The following is an 18,839-nucleotide window of genomic DNA, read 5'->3' on the forward strand; positions in this document are numbered from 1 at the left end:
CTCCTATGACTTACGTCCCTCTTACCCGCTGACCAGGCATACCTCGTATGCCGAACCAGTGGTACTCAAGAAGCTCCTAGAGAAACAGGGGGAGTAGGGGGAAATGTGCGCAAGATAGTGCACCGCCATCTGGGAAAAGTGGTGGCGGGTGCGGCCATCGCGGTGGCCGGGACGGCCGTGATGGTCGGGATCACCCTGCCGGGCTCGGCGGGGGCCGACGAATCGGGCCGGGGCCCGGCCGGCTCGCAGCGGGCGGGCTCGGAGCAGGAACAGGGGCAGGCCGCCGCGCGGCCCGGCGTCGTGGAGCAGGCTCCGGCGCAGGGCGACAAGGGCACCGGCCGTGACCCGCTGACCGACGACGAGACGGCACGGGTCGAACGGATCGCGGCGGACCGGAAGTTGTTCGGCTCCAGCGAGAACGTCGAGGGGAACCGCGGCCCGCAGCGCATCGGCGTCGACCTCGCCGAGCCCGAGGAGAACGAACTCGACGACCCCGGAGCGCCGCGCCGCGCGGACGTCACGTTCTACGACTACGGGAACGACACGCTCGTCACCAGGACCGTCAACCTCGACACCGGCAAGGTGGAGAGGACGGACACCCAGCACGGGACCCAGCCGCCGCTGGGCCGTGACGAGATGACCGAGGCGGCCAGGCTGCTCATCGCCGACCCGCTCGGCGCGGGCCTGCGGGCCGACTACAAGGACGCCACCGGCAAGGAACTCACCTCGCCCGACCAGCTCACGCTGAACAGCATGGTCTACCGGGCGACCCCGGGCGCCCGGCCCGGCCTCCTCGCGAAGTGCGGCGAGCACCGCTGCGTGAGGCTCTTCCCGAAGGTCAGGAACGGGTCCTGGATCGACAGCCGTGACCTGGTGATCGATCTGAGTGCCCGCAAGGTCGGCACGCTCGGCTGACGTCCGCGTCCGCCTCCGAGAAGCGGCGCCGCCTTCACCTTCACCCTTTCCAACTCCCTACTTCTGCATGCTTTCGCGAGGAGTCTCTTCGTCATGCGCGTGAACAGGAACAGCCGTGCCCGCAGCCGGACGGCGGTGGGCCTTTCGGCGGCCGCGCTGGCCGTCGGCGCGACGACGGCCGCGGGTCCGGCCGTCGCCCAGCCGAAGTCCGCCCCGGCGGCCGCCAGTTGCAGCACGGCCTACAAGATCGAGCAGAAGCTCTCCACCGGCACCACCTGGCGCATGTGCTGGCACTACGAGAGCGAGGCCGGGCTCGTCCTGGAGAACATCTCGTACCAGCCCAAGGGCGAGGCCCAGCCGATCAAGGTCCTCACCAGCGCCAAGCTCGGCCAGATCCACGTCCCCTACGACGACGGCAAGGCCGAGTACGACGACCTCACGGGCGCCGGGTTCGGCCAGGGCCTGATGAAGATGGCGCCGGGCGAGTGCCCCGGCGGCACCATCAAGAACGTGAAGATCCCCAACGCCTGGGACCCGCAGCACCCGAACGTCAACGGCCTGTGCACCACGACCCGTTCGCGTGGTCACGCCTACCGCATGGAGGCCGACACGGGGAACAAGGTCTACCAGACCCAGGGCAAGGACCTGTTGATCTACACCGTCAACAAGGTCGGCTGGTACGAGTACATCACCGAGTGGCGCTTCCAGGACGACGGCACCGTCAACATGAACATCGGTGCCACCGGCAGCCTCTCGCCCGGCGACTACGACGCGGGCGACGGCCGCGGCTGGCCCATCGGCAAGGGCGCGAAGGCCTACGCCACCAGCCACAGCCACAACGTCTTCTGGCGGCTCGACTTCGGCCTGGACGGCTCCTCCAAGAACAGGATCGAGCAGTACGACTCCGTGGTCAGCCCGCCCCGCAACGGCAACGAGGGCCCGACCAACAAGACCACCCGCACCAAGATCACCAAGGAACTCGCGGGCGACGCCAAGAACATGCGCTGGTGGCGCGTGGTCAGCGACACCGGCAAGAACAAGGACAACCACGCCCGCTCCTACGAGATCGTCCAGGGTGCCACCACCAAGTACCTCGGCCGCAGCTTCACCAAGCACGACCTGTACTTCACCGAGTACAAGAAGTGCGAGCAGTTCGCCAGCAACAACCTGCTCAACTGCGGAGCGGGAGCGGGCAAGTCCGTCGACAGGTACGTCAACGGGCAGACCCTCACCCACCCCATCGTCTGGGTCAACGTCGGCTTCCACCACATCGCGCGCGACGAGGACCAGCAGCCCATGCCGGTCCACTGGCAGGGCTTCTCCATCGCTCCGCGTGACGTCACGGCTATGAATCCGCTCACTCCGCCGGAGCTGGCCGACCAGAACGGGCATGTTGAAAACGGTAGTTGAGAAACGACCTGTCCATCGGGCTGCACCGCCCGCCGCTCCCGGAGTACCCTTCCTTGATCGTTGAGTGGGGCTGACCCCACGGGAGAGCTCGGGGGAGCGGAAGGCGGTGCGCGGGTGGGCTCGGGAGGGCTGGAGTTGCCTCCTGGTGACGAGGGTCACGAGGGAAACTCCACAGATGTCCCACCCGGCGCGGTGTCCCTGGCACGGCCGATGGAGATGGGATCCATTGGACCGGAACTGGACTGGGGCGCCGACGCCTGGCGCGAGGTGCGTACGCGCGCCCAGCGGGCCGGGCGCGCCTACATCTGGCTGAACCTGGTCGAACAGCGGCTGCGCGCGGTCGTGGCCGCTGTTCTGCGCCCCATCTACGAACCCGTCCACGGCGACGACTGGGTGGTCGCGGCGGCCGGCCCCGCCGGGCAGGAGTGGGTGCAGCGCGCGGTCGCCGTACGCGAGGTCAGCCGGCGCAAGGGGTACCTGCTCGACCCCGCCGACGACAACGTGCTCAGCTTCCTCACCCTGCCGCAGCTGCGCGAGCTGATGGTGCAGCACTGGCCGTGCTTCGAGCCCTACTTCGACGAGCGCCGGGACGTCGAACTCGCCCTGGACGAGCTGGAAGTCACGCGCAACGTGGTCTCGCGCAACCGGGCCCTGTCCGAGGCGGTGCTGGGCCAGGCCGAGCGGGCCGCCGCGAAGCTCCTGGAGATACTCGGCGCCGGCAGCGACACTCCCTCCGCGCGGCGGCTGCCCGTCGACGCCGTCGAGGACCTGGTCGGCGACCGGTACGCGGACGTGGTCGGAGTCCACTCCGACCGGGTGCGGCTGCTGCGGCAGTTCCCCGCGGAGGATCTCTTCGGCGGAGCCCGCCGCCTCGACGCCATCGGCATCGGCCTGAACCTGCTGGTGCAGAACTTCTCCGGGCGGCGGCTGGTGCGGCTCGCCGAGTCGGGCTGCCGGGTCAGGCTGCTGTTCCTCAACCCGGCCTCCAGCGCGGTCAAACGCCGCGAGCGGGAACTCGGCATCAAGCGGGGCGAACTGAGCCGGGCCGTCGAGATGAACATCCTGCACATGCGAAGGGTGCGGGCCAGGCTGCGTGACCCGGGCGCGTTCGAGATCCAGGTCTACGACGAGACACCGCGCTTCACGGCGTATCTCGTCGACGGGGACGGCTCCGACGGCATCGCGGTCGTGCAGTCGTATCTGCGTCGCGCCCGCGGCATGGAGGCGCCGGTGCTCGTGCTGCGCGGCGGTGGCCGAGTGGTCAAACCGGACGAGATCGGCGAAGAAGGGCTCTTCCCGACATACCGCGAGGAGTTCGAGGTGGCCTGGGCTGATTCGCGGCCGGTGTCCTGAAGTGTCGCTCTCCCCCGGAAGCGGAACGCGGTCCTCGGGTTGTCAGTGGCTCATGCGATCGTGGAGACCACTGGGGGAAAGCACCACGAAGAAGGGGGGCCGCCGATGGGCTGGCACCAGGAGCTGCTGATCGGCTTCGACCTGGAGACGACCGGTACCGATCCGCGCGAGGCGCGCATCGTCACGGGCGCCGTGATCGAGGTCAAGAGCGGGGAACCGCTGGGGCGCCGGGAATGGCTGGCCGATCCGGGCGTACGGATCCCGGCCGACGCGGTGGCGGTGCACGGGATCTCGAACGAACGGGCGACCGCGGAGGGCCGCCCCGCCGACCAGGTCGCCGACGCGATCGCGGAGGTACTCGTCGGGTACTGGAAGACGGGCGTCCCGGTGGTCGCGTACAACGCCGCCTTCGACCTGACCCTGCTCTCCGCCGAACTGCGCAGGCACGGACTGCCCTCGCTGCGCGAGCGGCTCGGCGGGAGCGACCCCGCCCCGGTCATCGACCCGTACACCATCGATCGCTCCGTCGACCGCTACCGCCGCGGCAAGCGCAACCTCGAAGCGGTCTGCACGGAGTACGGGGTGGAGCTGCGCGCGGCCCACGACGCCTCGGCCGACGCCCTCGCCGCGGCCCGGCTCGCCGGGGCGATAGCCGGCCGGCACCCGAAGGTCGCCGCTCTCGGCCCGGCCGAGCTGCACCGCCGCCAGATCGAGTGGTACGCCGAGTGGGCGGCGGACTTCCAGAGCTTCCTGCGCCGCAAGGGCGACGCGGACGCGGTGGTCGACGGCACCTGGCCGCTGCGGGACCTGGCCGACGAGCGGGTCTGACACCCCGCCCGGACCGCCGGGCCCGAGCGAGGACCCGCGGTGCTCGGACCGAATGCCGGTGCAGGCAGGCGGACACGACGACAGGACGGCCGGAGCGCGAACCCGCGGTGCCCAGAACGGGTATCGGCTCAGACGGGCAGGCGGCGCGGACGGCCGGAGCGGGAACCCTCGGCGTTCGGAACGGGTGCCGGCTCAGGCAGTGGGCACGCCCGAGCACGGGCAGGCCCGCGCGGTGACCCACGGGCTCAGAACGGGTACCAGCGCACCGATTCGTCCCCGTCCCGCAGCGACGCCACCCGCCGCTCGAACTCGGCCAGCGCCTTGGGACTGGCCGGCGCGTGCTGGGCCACCCACGCGCAGCTGGCGGTCTCCCGCGCACCCCGCAGCACGGAACAGCCCTCCCACCCGCGCACGTCCCAGCCGTAGACCCGGGTGAAGGAGTCGTACGCGTCCTCGGGCAGCCCGTAGCGGTCCCGGGAGAGCGCCATGACCACCAGATCGTGCTCGCGCAGATCGGCGGAGAAGGTCTCCAGGTCGACCAGGACCGGGCCGTCGGGGCCGACATGGACGTTGCGCGGCAGCGCGTCCCCGTGGATCGGGCCCGGCGGCAGGTGCGGGGTGAGAGCGGCGGCGGCGGCCGCGAAGCCGTCGCGCCGGGCGCGCAGGAAGGCCGCGTCCTGCGCGTCGATCGCGTCGCCCGCGAGACGCAGCCAGCGCTCCACACCGCCCAGCAGCTCGCGGGGCGGCAGGGCGAAGGAGGGCGAGGGCAGCGCGTGCACCACCCGGAGCAGTTCGGCCAGATCGCGCGGCTCGGCGGGGCGTACGGGCGCGGGCAGCCGGTGCCACACCGTCACCGGATGACCGTCCACCAGCCGCGCCTCGGCCTCCGCCGCCCGCACCGCGGGGACGTCCGCCTCGGCGAGCCAGGCCGCGATGTCCAGCTCCCGCCGGGCACGGTCGAGGAGTTCGGCGTCCCGCCCCACCTTGACCACCAGGTCACCGGCGGCGAACACCGCGTTCTCGCCCAGAGCGAGGAGGGCGGCCTCCCCGGCCGGCCCCGGCAGTACGTCCGCCGCGGCCAGTACGTCCCGCGCCCGTGCCTCGTCCATCCGTCGTCTCCGTCTCCTCGCGCGGTGCCCGCGCGGTCCTCGCGTCCGCGTGGCGCGGTCCGCATCCGGCCCTCGCGCACGGCGTCGCGTTCACGCCATCCGTCGCCAGTCTCGCATTCGCACAGGTCGGGCCGCGTGCACGGTGTCTTGACGGTGCCCGCCGCCTTCACGACCATGACGGGGGCCGCCGGGACGGCCGGATCCGCACGACCCGCCCGAAGGAGCCGTGTCCATGACCTTGGCGAGCGCGACGAGTCGGCCGGCCGGGCACGCGCCCCGCCGCGGCGGGGACGGCCGCCCCCTCGACCACGGGGCCTGGTTCCTGGTACTGCCCGCGCTGATCCCGATCCTGGTGCTCAGCGTCGGACCGCTGCTGTACGGGATCGCGCTGGCGTTCACCGACTCCCAGTCGGGCCGCACCGCCCCCACCCGGTGGATCGGGGGCCTCAACTTCCAGGACCTGCTGCACGACACCCTGTTCTGGGACTCGTTCCGGATCGGTCTGCTGTGGGCGGTCGGGGTGACCGTGCCGCAGTTCCTCCTCGCGCTCGGACTCGCCCTCCTGCTCCACCAGGAACTCCGCTTCCGGTGGCTCGCCCGCGCCCTGGCGATCGTCCCGTGGGCGATGCCCGAGGTGGTCGTCGGCATCATCTGGCGGCTCGTCTACAACCCGGACGCGGGCGTCCTCAACGAGACGCTGCGCGACGTCGGCCTCGGCGACGGCCGGGACTGGCTCAGCGGCCTCGGCACCGCGCTGCCCGCGGTGATCGTCGTCGGTGTCTGGGCCGGTATGCCGCAGACCACGGTCGCGCTGCTCGCCGGACTGCAGAACACCCCGCGCGAACTCCACGAGGCGGCCGCGATGGACGGCGCGAGTGCCTGGCGCCGCTTCCTGACCGTCACCTGGCCCGCCCTCAGACCGGTCGCGCTCGCCATCACGGCCCTCAACCTGATCTGGAACTTCAACTCCTTCGCCCTGGTCTATGTGCTGACCAACGGCGGCCCCGGCGGCCGTACCCGGCTGCCGATGCTCTTCGCGTACGAAGAGGCCTTCCGCTACGGGCAGTTCGGCTACGCGGCGGCGATGGGCTGTGTGATGGTCGCGGCGATCTCGGTGATCCTCGCGATCCGGCTGGCGGTCCGGCTGGGCGGAGGTGAGGAGGCGTGAGGACCGGCAAGGGGGCCCGCGCGGGCCAGTACCTCGCCCTGCTGGGCTACCTCGTCTTCCTGGGCTTCCCCTTCCTGTGGCTGATCTCCACCGCGTTCAAACCGGCCCGCGAGCTGGCCGACCTGCACCCCACCTGGATCCCCCGGCACCCCACCCTCGCCAACTTCCGGCAGGCCTTCGACGAGCAGCCCCTGCTGCACGCCGCGCTCAACTCCCTGCTCGCCGCGCTCGGCGCGGCGGTGATCGCCGTCCTGATCGCGACCCCGATGGCCTACGTCATGGCCCGCGGACGCACCGCGCTCGCGAGGGCCGCCACGGGCTGGGTCGTGGTCAGCCAGGCGTTCCCGTTCGTCCTAGTGATCATTCCACTGTTCCTGATCCTCAAGGACCTCCACCTGATCGACTCCCGCGCCGGGCTGGTCATGGTGTACGTCGTGTGGGCGCTGCCGTTCGCGCTGTGGATGCTGGTGGGCCACGTACGGGCGGTGCCCGCCGAGCTGGAGGAGGCCGCGGCGGTCGACGGGGCGGGACGGCTGCGCACGCTGGTCTCCGTCACCGCGCCCCTGCTCGCCCCCGGCATCGTGGCGACGGCGCTGTTCGCCTTCGTCAGCGCGTGGAACGAGTTCTTCTTCGCGCTCGTCCTGCTCAAGACACCGCAGAAGCAGACGCTGCCGGTCGTCCTGACGCACTTCATCGGGGCGGAAGGGGTCGCGGACCTCGGGCCCCTCGCCGCGGCGTCCTTCCTCGCGACCCTGCCGTCGCTGGTCGTCTTCGCGGTCATACAGAAGCGGATCACGGGCGGCATGTTCGCCGGGGCGGTGAAGAGCTGATGCGGACGAGAACGCTCGTGGTCCTGGCCGTCCTCGGCCTGCTGCTCACCTCGTGCACGGACGGCGGGGGCGGACCGAGAGGAGTGATCACCCTCCGTTTCCAGTCCCTCGCCTGGCAGCAGGAGTCCGTCGCCGCCAACAAGGAACTGGTGAAGGAGTGGAACGCCGCCCATCCGGACGTCAAGGTCGAGTACGTGCAGGGGAGTTGGGACAGCGTCCACGATCAGCTGCTCACCTCCTTCGAGGGCGGCGAGGCGCCGGACATCATCCACGACGCCTCGGACGACCTCGCGGACTTCGCCTACGGCGGTTATCTCGCCGACCTGCGCGGTCTGCTGTCCGAGCGGCTCACGTCCGACATCCCGCGGCGGAGCTGGGAGGCGGCGACCTTCGGGGGAGGCGTCTACGGCGTGCCGTTCCTCCAGGAGCCGCGCGTCCTGATCGCCGACGCCGAGCGGCTGAAGAAGTCGGGCGTCCGCATCCCGACCCCCGAAAGGCCGTGGAGCTGGGGCGAGTTCCGCACGATCGCGAAGCGGCTGAGCGGCAAGGGCACCTACGGTGTCGCATGGCCGCTCAAGGAGCCGGTCTCCGCGACGCTCAACCTCTCCCTCTCCGCGGGCGGCCGGCTGTTCCACCGGGGCCCGGACGGCAAGGTGACCGTGCGCTTCGGCGCGGCCGACGCCGTGGTGCCGAAGACCGTGCACGACGAGGTGAACACGGACGGGAGCGCGTCGGGCGCGACGCTCGGCATGGGCGGCTCGGACACGCTGCCCGGGTTCTTCGGCGGCAGGTACGCGATGGTGCCGCTCGGGTTCTCCTACCGCCAGCAGATCGCGCAGCAGGCCCCCAAGGGCTTCCGCTGGCAGGTGCTGCCCGCCCCGGCCGGCGCGGACGGCCTCACCCAGGGGGTGAGTCCGCAGACCCTGTCCGTCGCGGCGGACAGCCCGCACAAGAAGGAGGCCGCCGCGTTCATCGACTTCCTGCTGCGCCCGAAGAACATGGTCCGGCTCGCGCTCGGGGACTGGATGCTGCCCACGGGGACGCAGGCTCTGCGGGACCCCGCCCTGCACACCGCCAAGGACGGCTGGGCGACGGGCACCGCACTCGCCTCGCACCTCCGCCCGGCGCCCGCCCAGTCCGTGCGCGGCTACCCCGAGTGGAAGGACAAGGTCGCGACCCCCGCCTTCCAGGAGTACTACAGCGGGGCGATCGGCCTGGCCGAACTCCGCAGACGACTGGTCAGGGACGGCAACCTGGTGCTGGCCCGCTACCAGCGCTGAGCTGCGTACCGAGCTGCGTACCCGATCGACGTACCGATCGACGTACCGACGCGGGGCGTCCGGCGCCGCGGGTGATTGAGCTTGCACGAGACGTCTCGTCTCGTCTACGGTCGGGGCATGACCGCTCGACGCGCCCACATCGCCATGTTCTCCATCGCTGCCCACGGACATGTGAACCCGAGCATCGAAGTGATCCGGGAGCTCGTCGCGCGCGGGCACCGGGTCACGTACGCCGTACCGCCCGCCTTCGCCGAGAAGGTCGCCGCGACGGGGGCGGAGCCGAGGACATGGCACTCGACGCTGCCGACCGACGACGACCCGGACGCGTGGGGGACCGAGACGATCGACCACGTCGAACCGTTCCTGACAGATGCTCTGCAGGCCGAGCCGCAGCTCGCGGCGGCCTACGAGGGTGACGAGCCGGACCTCGTGCTGTACGACATCACGGCCTACCCGGCCCGGGTCCTCGCCCACCGCTGGGGTGTCCCGATCGTGCAGCTCTCCCCGAACATGGTCGCCTGGGAGGGGTACGAGGAGGAGGTCGGCAAGGCCGTCTTCGAACCGCTCAAACGGACACCGCGCGGCCGGGCCTTCTACGAGACCTTCGCCCGCTGGATCGCCGGGAACGGCATGGACCTGAGCGTCGAGGACTTCATGGGCCGCCCCGACCGCTGTCTGGTCCTCATCCCCCGGGCCCTGCAGCCGAACGCCGACCGTGTCGACGAGGGGCGCTACACCTTCGTCGGCGGCTGCCAGGGCGACCGTGCCTCGCAGGGCGACTGGCAGCGGCCCGCGGGCGCCGGGAAGGTGCTGCTTGTCTCGCTGGGCTCCAGCTTCACCAAGCAACCCGGGTTCTACCGCGAGTGCGTGAAGGCCTTCGGTGATCTGCCGGGCTGGCACGTCGTGCTGCAGATCGGCAGGTTCGTCGACCCCGCGGAGCTGGGGGAGGTGCCGGGCAACGTGGAAGTGCACCAGTGGGTACCGCAGTTGGCGATCCTGCGCCAGGCCGACGCCTTCGTCACGCACGCCGGTGCGGGCGGCAGCCAGGAAGGGCTGGCCACCGGCACACCGATGGTCGCCGTACCGCAGGCCGTCGACCAGTTCGGCACCGCCGACATGCTCCAGGCGCTCGGAGTCGCCCGGCATGTACCGATGGCGGAGGCGACGGCCGGCGTACTGCGCGAGGCGGTCCTCTCCCTCACCGGCGACCCCGAGGTGGCGCGCCGGCTGCGGGACATCCGCGCACGGATGGCGAAGGAGGGCGGAACACACCGGGCGGCCGACCTCATCGAGGCCGAACTGCCCACGCCCGCGCAGGACGAAGGGATCCCGCACCGGACGGTCGGCAGGAGGACCGGATCGCCTCGGCCCTAGTCGACGAGGGTCTTCTTCGGGCGGACCACGCAGAACTCGTTGCCCTCCGGATCGCAGAGCACGGTCCACGACTCGCTGCCGCTCTGTCCGACGTCCGCCCTGCGTGCGCCGAGGGCGAGGATGCGCTCGATCTCGGCCTCCCGGTCCTCCGCGGCGGTCGTCAGATCAAGATGCAGGCGGTTCTTGACGACCTTGCGGTCCGTCACCGGCATGAAGCAGATGCCCACCGGCGCGGTCTCGTCCGGCCCGATCACGACCTCCCGCTCCCGCTCGGAGAGGATCCGCCAGCCCAGCACCCCGGCCCAGAACCGGGCCAGGGCGGGCAGGTCATGGGCGTCGACGACGAGGTGATGCAGCGAGAGAGGCATGTCGGCCAGTGTGCCCGTCGTCGGCGGGGTCCTGCACGGCGTGGACCGCGTGCCGCACGACGATCCGCCCGGATCACCCGGGCCGCCCGTCCGTTCGGGGCCGCCGCACGCGAAGGGCCCGTCGGTCCCTCCCCGGTGGGGACCGACGGGCCCTGTTCGTGCGGGAGTTACACCCCGGCCCGCTCGTCCTGCCTGGCGGGCGGCAGCGTGGCCTCCGGTGATTCGTCGTGGGTGAGGTCCGGCAGGCGGTTCAGCCACTTGGGCAGGTACCAGTTGCGCTCGCCGAGCAGTGCCATCACGGCCGGCAGCAGCACCCCGCGGATGATCGTCGCGTCGATGAGCACCGCGGCCGCCAGGCCCACGCCCATCTGCTTCATGGACTGCATGGACAGCGTCCCGAAGATCGCGAAGACCGCGACCATGATGACGGCGGCGCTGGTGACGACACCGGCCGTGGTGACCACCCCGTGCCGGATCGCGTCCTTGGTGTCACGCCCCCGCAGCCGCGCCTCACGGATCCGCGAGACGACGAACACGTGGTAGTCCATCGACAGTCCGAAGAGGATCACGAAGAGGAACAGCGGCAGCCAGGTGACGATGGCACCCACACCCTCCGCGCCCACCAGCGAGGCGCCCCAGCCGTGCTGGAAGACGGCGACCAGGATGCCGTAGGCGGCCGCGACCGACAGGAGGTTGAGCACGATCGAGGTGATCGCGATCGTCAGCGAGCGGAACGAGAGGAGCATCAGCAGGAAGGCGAAGACGACCACGAACGCGAAGACCGGGGTCACCGAGCCCACCAACTGGTCGTTGAAGTCGCGTGATCCGGCGACCTGTCCGGTGATCGGCGCCTGCACTCCGTCCACCTTGCCGAGCGTGGCGGGCCGCACCGTCTCGCGCAGCAGCTCCAGGCTCTTCTCCGCCCTGTCCTGGTCGGAGCCGCCCACGAGCGGGACATACACGAAGGCGACGTTCTGCGCCGCGTGCACCTTGATGTCGACGGGGCCGCGGGAGGCACCCGAGGCGATCGCCCGGGTACGGAAGTCGGCGAGCGCGGACCGTACGTCGGCGGCGTCGATGTCGTGCGCCCTGACGACCACCTCGGCCGGCTCGGAACCGCCCGGGAAGGCGTCGTTGACCCGGTTGTACGTTCCGACGATGGGCAACGAGTCGCCGAACTCCTTGTCCAGCGTGAGCTGCTGGGTCTTCATGCCGAGCGCGGGGGAGGCGATGGCGAGCAGCACCCCGGCCGCCACGACCAGGGAGAGCCCGGGCCTGGCGAGCACGACCCGCAGCACGGCGCCCCAGAAACGGCTGCCCTCCTGCCCTGGCCGGCGGTTGCCACCGCGACCGCCCGTGCCCCGCTTGTCCGGGTGCAGGAACGGGATGCGGCCCTTCTCCACCCGCTCCCCGAGCAGCGACAGCAGCGCGGGCAGCACGGTGACCGAACCGACCATGGCGACCGCCACGACCATCAGCGAGGCCAGCCCCATCGCCTCGAACTCGGCGAGTCCGGTGAAGAGCATGCCGGCCATCGCCACGCAGACCGTGACACCGGAGACGACGATGGCCCGGCCGCTGGTCGCGGCGGCGATCCGCAGCGCGGTCTGCGCGTCCCGGCCGGCCTCGCGCTCCTCACGCTCACGGCGCAGATAGAACAGGCAGTAGTCGACCCCGACGGCCAGACCCACCAGCAGCATCACGGAGTTGGCGGTGTCGCTCATCGGCTGCAGATGGCTGACGATGCCCATCAGGCCCATCGTCGCCATGATCGCGGTGACCGCGAGCGCCACCGGGAGCAGCGCGGCCACCAGCGCGCCGAAGGCGATCAGCAGGATGCCGAGAGCGACGGGCACGGCGGAGAGCTCGGCCTTCTGGAAGTCGTCGCCGAACGCGTCGTCGAAGGTCTTCTGCATGCTGGCGCCGCCGATCTCCTCGATCCGCAGCCCCGTGTGCTCCTTCTGCACCCCCTTGACGGCGTCCAGCACCGGCGCGACGCGGTCGCCCGCGGTCTCCGGGTCGCCCCGCATGGCGAACTGCACGAGGGCGCTGTGGCCGCCCTTCGAGATCGTCTTCGTGTCGTACGGCGAGGTCACGTCCGTGACCTCGCCGGTCGCGCCGACGGCCTCGACGACGGCGGAGACGGCGCCGCGGAACTCGGCGTCCGTGGAGGTGACGCTCGCGTCCTTCGCCTGGATCAGGACGCTCTCACTGGAGGGTTCCTTGATCCCGGAGTCCTCGACGATCTTCGCGGCGGTGTGCGTCTCGCCCTTGAGCTGATCGCTCTCGTTGACGTCCACCCGGCCCGCCGCCGAGCCGAGCCCCATCGCCAGTACGACGAACAGCACCCAGATTCCGACGGCGGCCCATCGGTGCCGGGCGCTCCAGCCGCCTGCCCGCGCGGCGATGCCCCGCACCCGTATGTCTCCGTTCGCCATGACGGGCCATCCCCCTCGTGCGCGGTGACAGCCCCCTGCCGTCACCTTTCGTTATGAAGGTATGGCCCGGACAGGACCGTCTCCTCGTACTGCCCGGTGAACCGTCCGGTCCCCGGCTCCTCCCCGCGGACCCCGCGGTCTCCGCACTGGGGAGGATAGAAGCCCCTTACATACAAGGACGGTTCTCGGGGATCCGGGTCAGGGTGCGGGTGTTGGTGCGGATGCGCCGGACGGCCGTCCTATGGTGAACGGATGACGACGACGTACGCGGCGTTGCTGCGCGGGATCAATGTGGGCGGCAACAAGAAGGTGCCGATGGCCGAGCTCCGTACCCTCCTGCAGGGGCTCGGCCACGACGGTGTGGGCACCTATCTCCAGAGCGGGAACGCCGTCTTCTCCACCGACCGGGGCGACGAGGACTCGCTCGCCGCGGAGTTGGCCGACGCCGTCGAGAAGCACTTCGGCTTCACCGTCGACGTGCTGGTCCGCGACCACGCCTACCTGAGGGCCGTCCGGGAGGCGTGCCCGTTCCCGGCCGCCGAACTGGAGGCCAAGCAGGTGCACGTCACCTACTTCTCCGCCCCCGTCGATCCCGGGCGTTTCGCGCCGGTCGACCCGGCGGCCTTCCTGCCGGAGGAGTTCCGGCTCGGCGACCGCGCCCTGTACCTGTACGCCCCCGACGGCCTCGGACGCTCCAAGCTGGGCGAGATCCTGGCCAGGCCCAGGTTCCTCAAGGGCGTCGTCGCCACCACCCGCAACTGGAACACCGTCGTCAAACTTGAGGAGCTGACAGGTGCCTGACCACAATCCCGCCGTGGAGGCGGCCATCGAGGGCGAGCTGAGCCTGCTCGACGCGGAGGTCCGCCGCTCGCCGGAGCGGCTGGGCGCACTGCTGCACCCCGCCTTCCGCGAGTTCGGCTCCTCGGGCCGGCTGTGGGACCGCGCCTCGATGCTCGCGCATCTGACCTCGACGACACGGCCGGGGTCACGGCCCATCACCGCCTCCCGGATGAAGGGCGTCCAGCTGGCACCGGACCTGGTCCACATCACCTTCGACACGGAGGGGGACAACGGGCGTCTGGTGCACCGGAGTTCGCTGTGGCGGCGGACGGCCGACGGCTGGCGGCTGTACTTCCACCAGGGCACCCCGTTCAGCGGCGAGCCCTCGGAGTTCGGCGCGGAGCCCTCGGACGCAGAGTGACCTTCCGTACCCCCTGGTAGGTGGTGTACGAGACGATCTCGTCCGGGACGGTGAGGCGCGGGTCGCGGTACAGGCGTTGCGACTCCCCCTCGGAGCCGGCCGCAGTGACCGTGTCGATCAGGGCGATGTCGTCCTCCGTGAGCGCCGCGTCGTCGAGGATCCCGGGGCCCCAGCCGTCCCAGGGCAGCACCTCGACCCCGTTGCGGGCGGCGAGGTCGCGCAGCACGGCCGAGCGCACGAACCACAGGCCGGTGAGCCCGTCGAGATGACCCACCCCGAAACGCCCCGGTGTCGCCTGCCCGGCCCGGCAGGCCCGCCAGGCGTCGCCCGCCACCAGGAACCGGTCCCTCGGTACGTCCAGCGGGTCGAACGGCACGTCGTACGACGGGTCGAGGATCTGCGCGTCGACGAGCCGGGCGCCACCGTCCGGGAGGCGGTACTCGGTGACCCAGTGGTCGTCGTGGAAGCCCTCCTCGAAGTACGTGGCGAAGCCGCAGCGCACCCGGGCCGGCGTCCCGGTGGCCCGCAGCAGCGAACAGAGCAGCAGGGCGAAGTCCCTGCAGGTCCCGACGAACCGTTCCGCGGGCGTCCGCCGAACGGTCAGCGGGGCGTCCCGGCGTGCCCGCAGCACCCGCAGCAGCTCCGTCACGTACCGTGCCTCGGCGTCCTCGTGCAGCCGCTCCTCGGGGATCACGTAGGCGAAGCGCTCACCCTCCAGACGGTGAATGATCACGTCGCGTACCAGCGAGGCCAGCCGGCCGGGGTCCCGTGGAAGCCCACCGACGTCCAGGTCACCGGGGTCGCTGTACGCGCTCTGCGTCAGGTCGAAGTCCATGTCCACAGGATTCGCCCTGCTCCAGGGGCAAGGTCAACCCAGCGCGCGCATGTCCTCGTCGGTCAGCCGCACCGCGGCCGCGTCGAGGTTCTCCTCCAGGTGGACGAGCGACCCCGTGCCCGGCGTCGGGCAGAGCACCGGGGAACGGTGCAGCAGCCAGGCGAGCGCGATCTGACCCGGCGTCGCCCCGTGCGCGGCGGCGATCTCCGCGTGGACGTGTCCGACGGTGAGTGAGCCGTTGCCGAGGGGGAACCACGGCAGAAAGGCGATTCCGTGCGCCTCGCACAGCTCCAGCAGCGGATCCGAGGCGCGGTCGAGCAGGTTGTAGCGGTTCTGGACCGCGGCGATGCCGGTCAACTCCAGTGCCGCTTCCAACTGTTCGGCGGTCACTGTGTCGAGCCCGATGTGCCGGATCTTGCCCTCGGCGCGCAACTCGTCGAGCGCGCCCAGCTGTTCGGCCATCGGCACCTGCGGGTCCAGACGGTGCAGCTGGTACAGGCCGATCGTGTCGAGCCGCAGCCGCCGCAGACTCTCCTCGCACATCGCCCGCAGCGTCTCCGGTCGCCCGGACACGTGCCACGCGCTGGCACCGGTGCGGACGACGCCGCCCTTGGTGGCGATCAGCAGATCCGCGGGGTAGGGACGGAGGGCCTCGGCGACCAGCTCCTCCGCCACCGACGGGCCGTAGTTGTCGGCGGTGTCGACCAGCGTGACCCCGCGCTCGACGGCCCGCCGCAGTACCGCCACCGCGTCCCGGGCGTCCCCGCGCGGGCCCCAGTAGCCCGGTCCCGTCAGCTGCGCGGTGCCGTAACCGAGCCTTCGTACCGGCAGCTCCCCGCCGAGCGTGAATCGTTGCGAGACCATCCGACGCAGGGTACCTGCGCCGACGCGGGGCGACTGTGCGAGGCTCGTCCCCATGCGTTACGTCATCATCGGAGCGGGAGCCGTCGGCGGGGCCATCGGCGGCCGGCTCGCCGAGGCGGGACACGACGTGGTCCTGGTCGCGCGGGGCGCGCACTACGAGGCGCTCCGCGCAGGCGGACTGCGGCTCATGACCTCGGAGGGCGTCCGCACGCACCGGCTGCCCACGGTCGACGGGCCCGCGGCACTCGGCGCACTGCGTGCCGACGACGTCCTGCTGCTCGCCGTCAAGACGCAGGACAGCGAGGCGGCGCTGGCGTCCTGGGGCCCGGCCCCCGTGGCGGGCGGTGGCACGGCCGCCGAGCGACTGCCCCTGGTCTGCGCGCAGAACGGTGTGGAGAGCCAGCGCCTGGCGCTGCGCAGGTTCCGGCGGGTGTACGGGGTCTGTGTCTGGCTGCCCGCCACCTTCGTCGAGCCCGGCGCCGTGGCGGCGGCCGGCACCCCCCTCACCGGCATCCTGCACCTCGGCCGGTATCCGCACGGCACGGACGAGACGGCCCGCCGGATCGCCGCCGACCTGGAGAGGTCCCGATTCGAGGCGCCGGTCGTGCCGGACGTGGCGCGCTGGCAGTACGCCAAGCTGCTCGGCAACCTCGCGAACGCGATCGAGGCGGTCAGCGGCCCGCTGACCGGCGAGGAGGGCCTGGAGCTCGTCGCACGGGTGCGGGCGGAGGGCGAGGCGGCGCTCGCCGCCGCCGGGATCGCGTACGCGAGCGAGGAGGAACAGCAGCGGGTCCGCGGCGACAGGATCAGCCTCCGGCCCTTCGACGGCGCCCCACGGCGCGGGGGTTCCTCCTGGCAGTCCCTCGACCGCGCCACCGGCACCATCGAGGCCGACTACCTCAACGGCGAGATCGCCCTCCTGGGCCGGCTGCACGGCGTGGCGACCCCGCTCAACGACCTGCTCCAGCGACTCGCGAACGCCTTCGCGCGCGAGCGCAGGGCGGCGGGTTCGATGCCGGTCGCCGAGCTGGCGCGACGGGCCGCGGAGGCTGTCGCGTCCGTACCGCAGGAGCGGCCGCCGCGTCCCTAGCGTGGACGGCCGGACACGCGTACCGGCCGGACGCCGTCGAGCGTCGTCGAGACGCACGGCGACCTCTACGGCAGCACGGTGACGGCTACGGCCGTACGGCGACCTCTGCCGGCCGTACGACGACCTCTACCGGCGGTACGGCGGGTTCCCCGACCCCGTGGCCGTCCCGCCGACGCGCCCGTCGTCACCCGCGCGCCGGCGGCGAGCGGCCGGGATCCGCGACAGCGGGACACCGGCGCGGTGGACCACGGAAAGAGCGTCGAATTGGGCCGGGACCGCGCGCCACCGGACGGCTAGCGTTCCCGGCATGACCCACGAACAGCCCGTCGGACCACCGGTCCGCGTCGACTTCTACTTCGACCCCGCCTGCCCCTTCGCCTGGATCACCTCCCGCTGGCTGCTGGAGGTCGAGCGTGCCCGCCCGCTCGACCTCCGCTTCCATGTCATGAGTCTTCACCTGCACAACCTGGGCAACGAACTTCCCGACTGGTATCGGACGTTGGTCGACCGGTCCGTCGGACCCGTACGGGTCGCGGTGGCCGCCGCCGAGCGGCACGGCGAGAAGGTGCTGCGCGAGCTCTACACGGCTCTCGGCACCCGCATCCACGAGCGCGGCGCGGACGACTTCGACGCCGTGGTGACCGAGTCCCTCGCCGAGACCGGGCTCCCGGCCGAGCTGGCCGACGCGGCCCACGACCCCTCGTACGACGAGGCGGTGCGCCGCAGTCACGACTCGGGCAAGGAACCGGAGTCCGACGGATACGTGGGCACACCCACCCTGCACGTCGACGGGACGGTGTGGTTCGGCCCGGTGCTGCGCGCCGTTCCGCGAGGACAGCGGGCGGCCGAACTCTTCGACAGCTTCCGCGTCCTGGCCGCCGACCCGGACCTCTTCGAACTCAAGCGGACGAGGACGGGAGGACTGTCGTTCGCCTGAACTCGGGCACCGCGCAAGGCCGTTGTTCGTCCGATGTCACCACTCCGCGCCATCCACGTGTCGCCCACGGGGAGCGTCCGCGCGCACGGCGGTCAGGGACTACGCGCCGACCGCGGCCAGCGCAGGCATCCGGGCCTGGTCGTAGCGCTCCAGCAGTACTCGTGCCACCTCCGGCGCCGGGCCCAGCACGTCCGCCAGTACGTCGGCACCGGCCGCGCCCCGGGCGATCCGGTCCGGCAGGAAGCCCGGAGCCAGGACATAGGGCGCGACGGCCACCCGGGCACAGCCGAGAGCGCGCAGCTCGCGCACCGCGTCCTCCGTGCGGGGGAGGGAGGCGGAGGCGAACGCGGGCCGCACGGCGCACCAGCCGGTGCGCCGCCACTCCCGCGCGATGTCCGCGATCACCGCGATCGCCTCCGGGTCCGTGGACCCCGCCGAGGCCAGTACGACCCCGGTCGAGGACTTGTCGGCGGCGGTCAGCCCCGCCTCGTACAGACGCCGCTCGAGCGCGTCCGTCAGCAGCGGTGACGGGCCGAGCACCGCCGCCTGGCGGATGCGCAGCCGCGCCGGGGCCTGCCGCAGCACCGCCGGGATGTCCGACTTCGCGTGGAAGGCGCGGGTGAGCAGGAGTGGCAGCGCCACCACGTCCCGTACGCCCTCCGCCGCCAGCGACTCCAGCGCCCCGTTCACCGACGGGACGTTGAAGTCCAGGAAGCCGGTCTCCACGCGCAGGCCGGGCCGCCGCGCCCGGACCCGCCGGACGAGGGCGTGGACCGTCGCGGCATGCCGCGGGTCGCGGCTGCCGTGGGCGATGACGAGGAGGACCGGGCGGTGCATGA

General features: G+C 71.7%; 18 protein-coding genes. 12 read left to right on the top strand and 6 right to left on the bottom strand.

From position 1 onward, the window contains the following. Positions 1–105 precede the first annotated feature (105 nt). The 4 genes from OHB41_RS34715 to OHB41_RS34730 all read left to right on the top strand — a co-directional run bounded on the left by OHB41_RS34715 (position 106) and on the right by OHB41_RS34730 (position 4,506). Complete coding sequence (locus OHB41_RS34715) at positions 106–915, top strand: Tat pathway signal sequence domain protein (RefSeq protein ID WP_266702590.1); 810 nt, start codon at positions 106–108, stop codon at positions 913–915. Between the two features lie 93 nt (positions 916–1,008). Next, the gene (locus OHB41_RS34720) at positions 1,009–2,325 is read left to right on the top strand and encodes a copper amine oxidase (RefSeq protein WP_266702592.1); all 1,317 of its coding nucleotides are present in this window, start codon (positions 1,009–1,011) and stop codon (positions 2,323–2,325) included. Between the two features lie 114 nt (positions 2,326–2,439). Then, positions 2,440–3,678 (top strand): DUF5919 domain-containing protein, encoded by a 1,239-nt coding sequence (locus OHB41_RS34725; RefSeq protein WP_266702594.1) that lies wholly within the window; start codon positions 2,440–2,442, stop codon positions 3,676–3,678. Between the two features lie 105 nt (positions 3,679–3,783). Next, the gene (locus tag OHB41_RS34730; RefSeq protein ID WP_266702596.1) at positions 3,784–4,506 is read left to right on the top strand and encodes a 3'-5' exonuclease; all 723 of its coding nucleotides are present in this window, start codon (positions 3,784–3,786) and stop codon (positions 4,504–4,506) included. 245 nt (positions 4,507–4,751) lie between these two features. Here OHB41_RS34730 and OHB41_RS34735 read toward each other — a convergent pair whose 3' ends face one another. Next, entirely contained in the window at positions 4,752–5,615 is an 864-nt protein-coding gene (locus OHB41_RS34735) for a phosphotransferase (RefSeq protein WP_266702598.1), read from the bottom strand. Positions 5,616–5,847: 232 nt separating this feature from the next. On the opposite strand from OHB41_RS34735, the gene OHB41_RS34740 reads away from it, so the two are divergent. The 4 genes from OHB41_RS34740 to mgt all read left to right on the top strand — a co-directional run bounded on the left by OHB41_RS34740 (position 5,848) and on the right by mgt (position 10,267). Continuing rightward, positions 5,848–6,783, top strand: coding sequence for a carbohydrate ABC transporter permease (locus OHB41_RS34740; protein ID WP_266702600.1), 936 nt, complete (start codon positions 5,848–5,850; stop codon positions 6,781–6,783). Further along, entirely contained in the window at positions 6,780–7,613 is an 834-nt protein-coding gene (locus OHB41_RS34745; RefSeq protein ID WP_266702602.1) for a carbohydrate ABC transporter permease, read from the top strand. Before OHB41_RS34740 ends, OHB41_RS34745 begins: the two co-directional genes overlap by 4 nt. Beyond that, on the top strand, positions 7,613–8,893 hold the full coding sequence (locus tag OHB41_RS34750; protein WP_266702604.1) for an ABC transporter substrate-binding protein: 1,281 nt from the start codon (positions 7,613–7,615) through the stop codon (positions 8,891–8,893). Before OHB41_RS34745 ends, OHB41_RS34750 begins: the two co-directional genes overlap by 1 nt. A gap of 117 nt (positions 8,894–9,010) precedes the next feature. Then, positions 9,011–10,267, top strand: coding sequence for a macrolide-inactivating glycosyltransferase (gene mgt / locus OHB41_RS34755; RefSeq protein WP_266702606.1), 1,257 nt, complete (start codon positions 9,011–9,013; stop codon positions 10,265–10,267). Here mgt and OHB41_RS34760 read toward each other — a convergent pair. Both OHB41_RS34760 and OHB41_RS34765 read right to left on the bottom strand, forming a co-directional pair. Next, on the bottom strand, positions 10,264–10,635 hold the full coding sequence (locus OHB41_RS34760; protein ID WP_266702608.1) for a VOC family protein: 372 nt from the start codon (positions 10,633–10,635) through the stop codon (positions 10,264–10,266). The genes mgt and OHB41_RS34760 overlap by 4 nt on opposite strands. Positions 10,636–10,802: 167 nt before the next feature. Further along, positions 10,803–13,073, bottom strand: a complete 2,271-nt coding sequence (locus OHB41_RS34765; RefSeq protein WP_266702610.1) for an MMPL family transporter — start codon at positions 13,071–13,073, stop codon at positions 10,803–10,805. A gap of 252 nt (positions 13,074–13,325) precedes the next feature. On the opposite strand from OHB41_RS34765, the gene OHB41_RS34770 reads away from it, so the two are divergent. Continuing rightward, positions 13,326–13,874, top strand: a complete 549-nt coding sequence (locus tag OHB41_RS34770) for a DUF1697 domain-containing protein (RefSeq protein ID WP_266702612.1) — start codon at positions 13,326–13,328, stop codon at positions 13,872–13,874. Then, positions 13,867–14,274 carry a nuclear transport factor 2 family protein gene (locus OHB41_RS34775; RefSeq protein WP_266702614.1) on the top strand — a complete coding sequence of 136 codons (408 nt, stop codon included), beginning with the start codon at positions 13,867–13,869 and terminating at the stop codon, positions 14,272–14,274. The genes OHB41_RS34770 and OHB41_RS34775 overlap by 8 nt, the downstream gene beginning before the upstream one ends. On the opposite strand, the gene OHB41_RS34780 is transcribed toward OHB41_RS34775, so the two are convergent. Together OHB41_RS34780 and OHB41_RS34785 are read right to left on the bottom strand one after the other, a co-directional pair. Next, positions 14,225–15,109, bottom strand: a complete 885-nt coding sequence (locus tag OHB41_RS34780; RefSeq protein ID WP_266702616.1) for a transglutaminase-like domain-containing protein — start codon at positions 15,107–15,109, stop codon at positions 14,225–14,227. The two genes, OHB41_RS34775 and OHB41_RS34780, sit on opposite strands and share 50 nt — an antisense overlap. A gap of 33 nt (positions 15,110–15,142) precedes the next feature. Next, positions 15,143–15,973: an aldo/keto reductase gene (locus tag OHB41_RS34785; RefSeq protein WP_266702618.1), complete on the bottom strand. Its 831-nt coding sequence runs from the start codon at positions 15,971–15,973 to the stop codon at positions 15,143–15,145. 52 nt (positions 15,974–16,025) lie between these two features. On the opposite strand from OHB41_RS34785, the gene OHB41_RS34790 reads away from it, so the two are divergent. Then, a complete protein-coding gene (locus OHB41_RS34790; RefSeq protein ID WP_266702620.1) occupies positions 16,026–17,063 on the top strand; it encodes a ketopantoate reductase family protein in 1,038 nt (345 codons plus the stop codon). Between the two features lie 307 nt (positions 17,064–17,370). Next, positions 17,371–18,000, top strand: a complete 630-nt coding sequence (locus tag OHB41_RS34795) for a mycothiol-dependent nitroreductase Rv2466c family protein (RefSeq protein WP_266702622.1) — start codon at positions 17,371–17,373, stop codon at positions 17,998–18,000. Between the two features lie 99 nt (positions 18,001–18,099). Here OHB41_RS34795 and OHB41_RS34800 read toward each other — a convergent pair whose 3' ends face one another. Beyond that, on the bottom strand, positions 18,100–18,837 hold the full coding sequence (locus OHB41_RS34800; RefSeq protein ID WP_266702624.1) for a sirohydrochlorin chelatase: 738 nt from the start codon (positions 18,835–18,837) through the stop codon (positions 18,100–18,102). Between the last annotated feature and the right edge of the window lie 2 nt (positions 18,838–18,839).

The organism is Streptomyces sp. NBC_01571 (assembly GCF_026339875.1).
Taxonomy (GTDB): Bacteria; Actinomycetota; Actinomycetes; order Streptomycetales; family Streptomycetaceae; genus Streptomyces.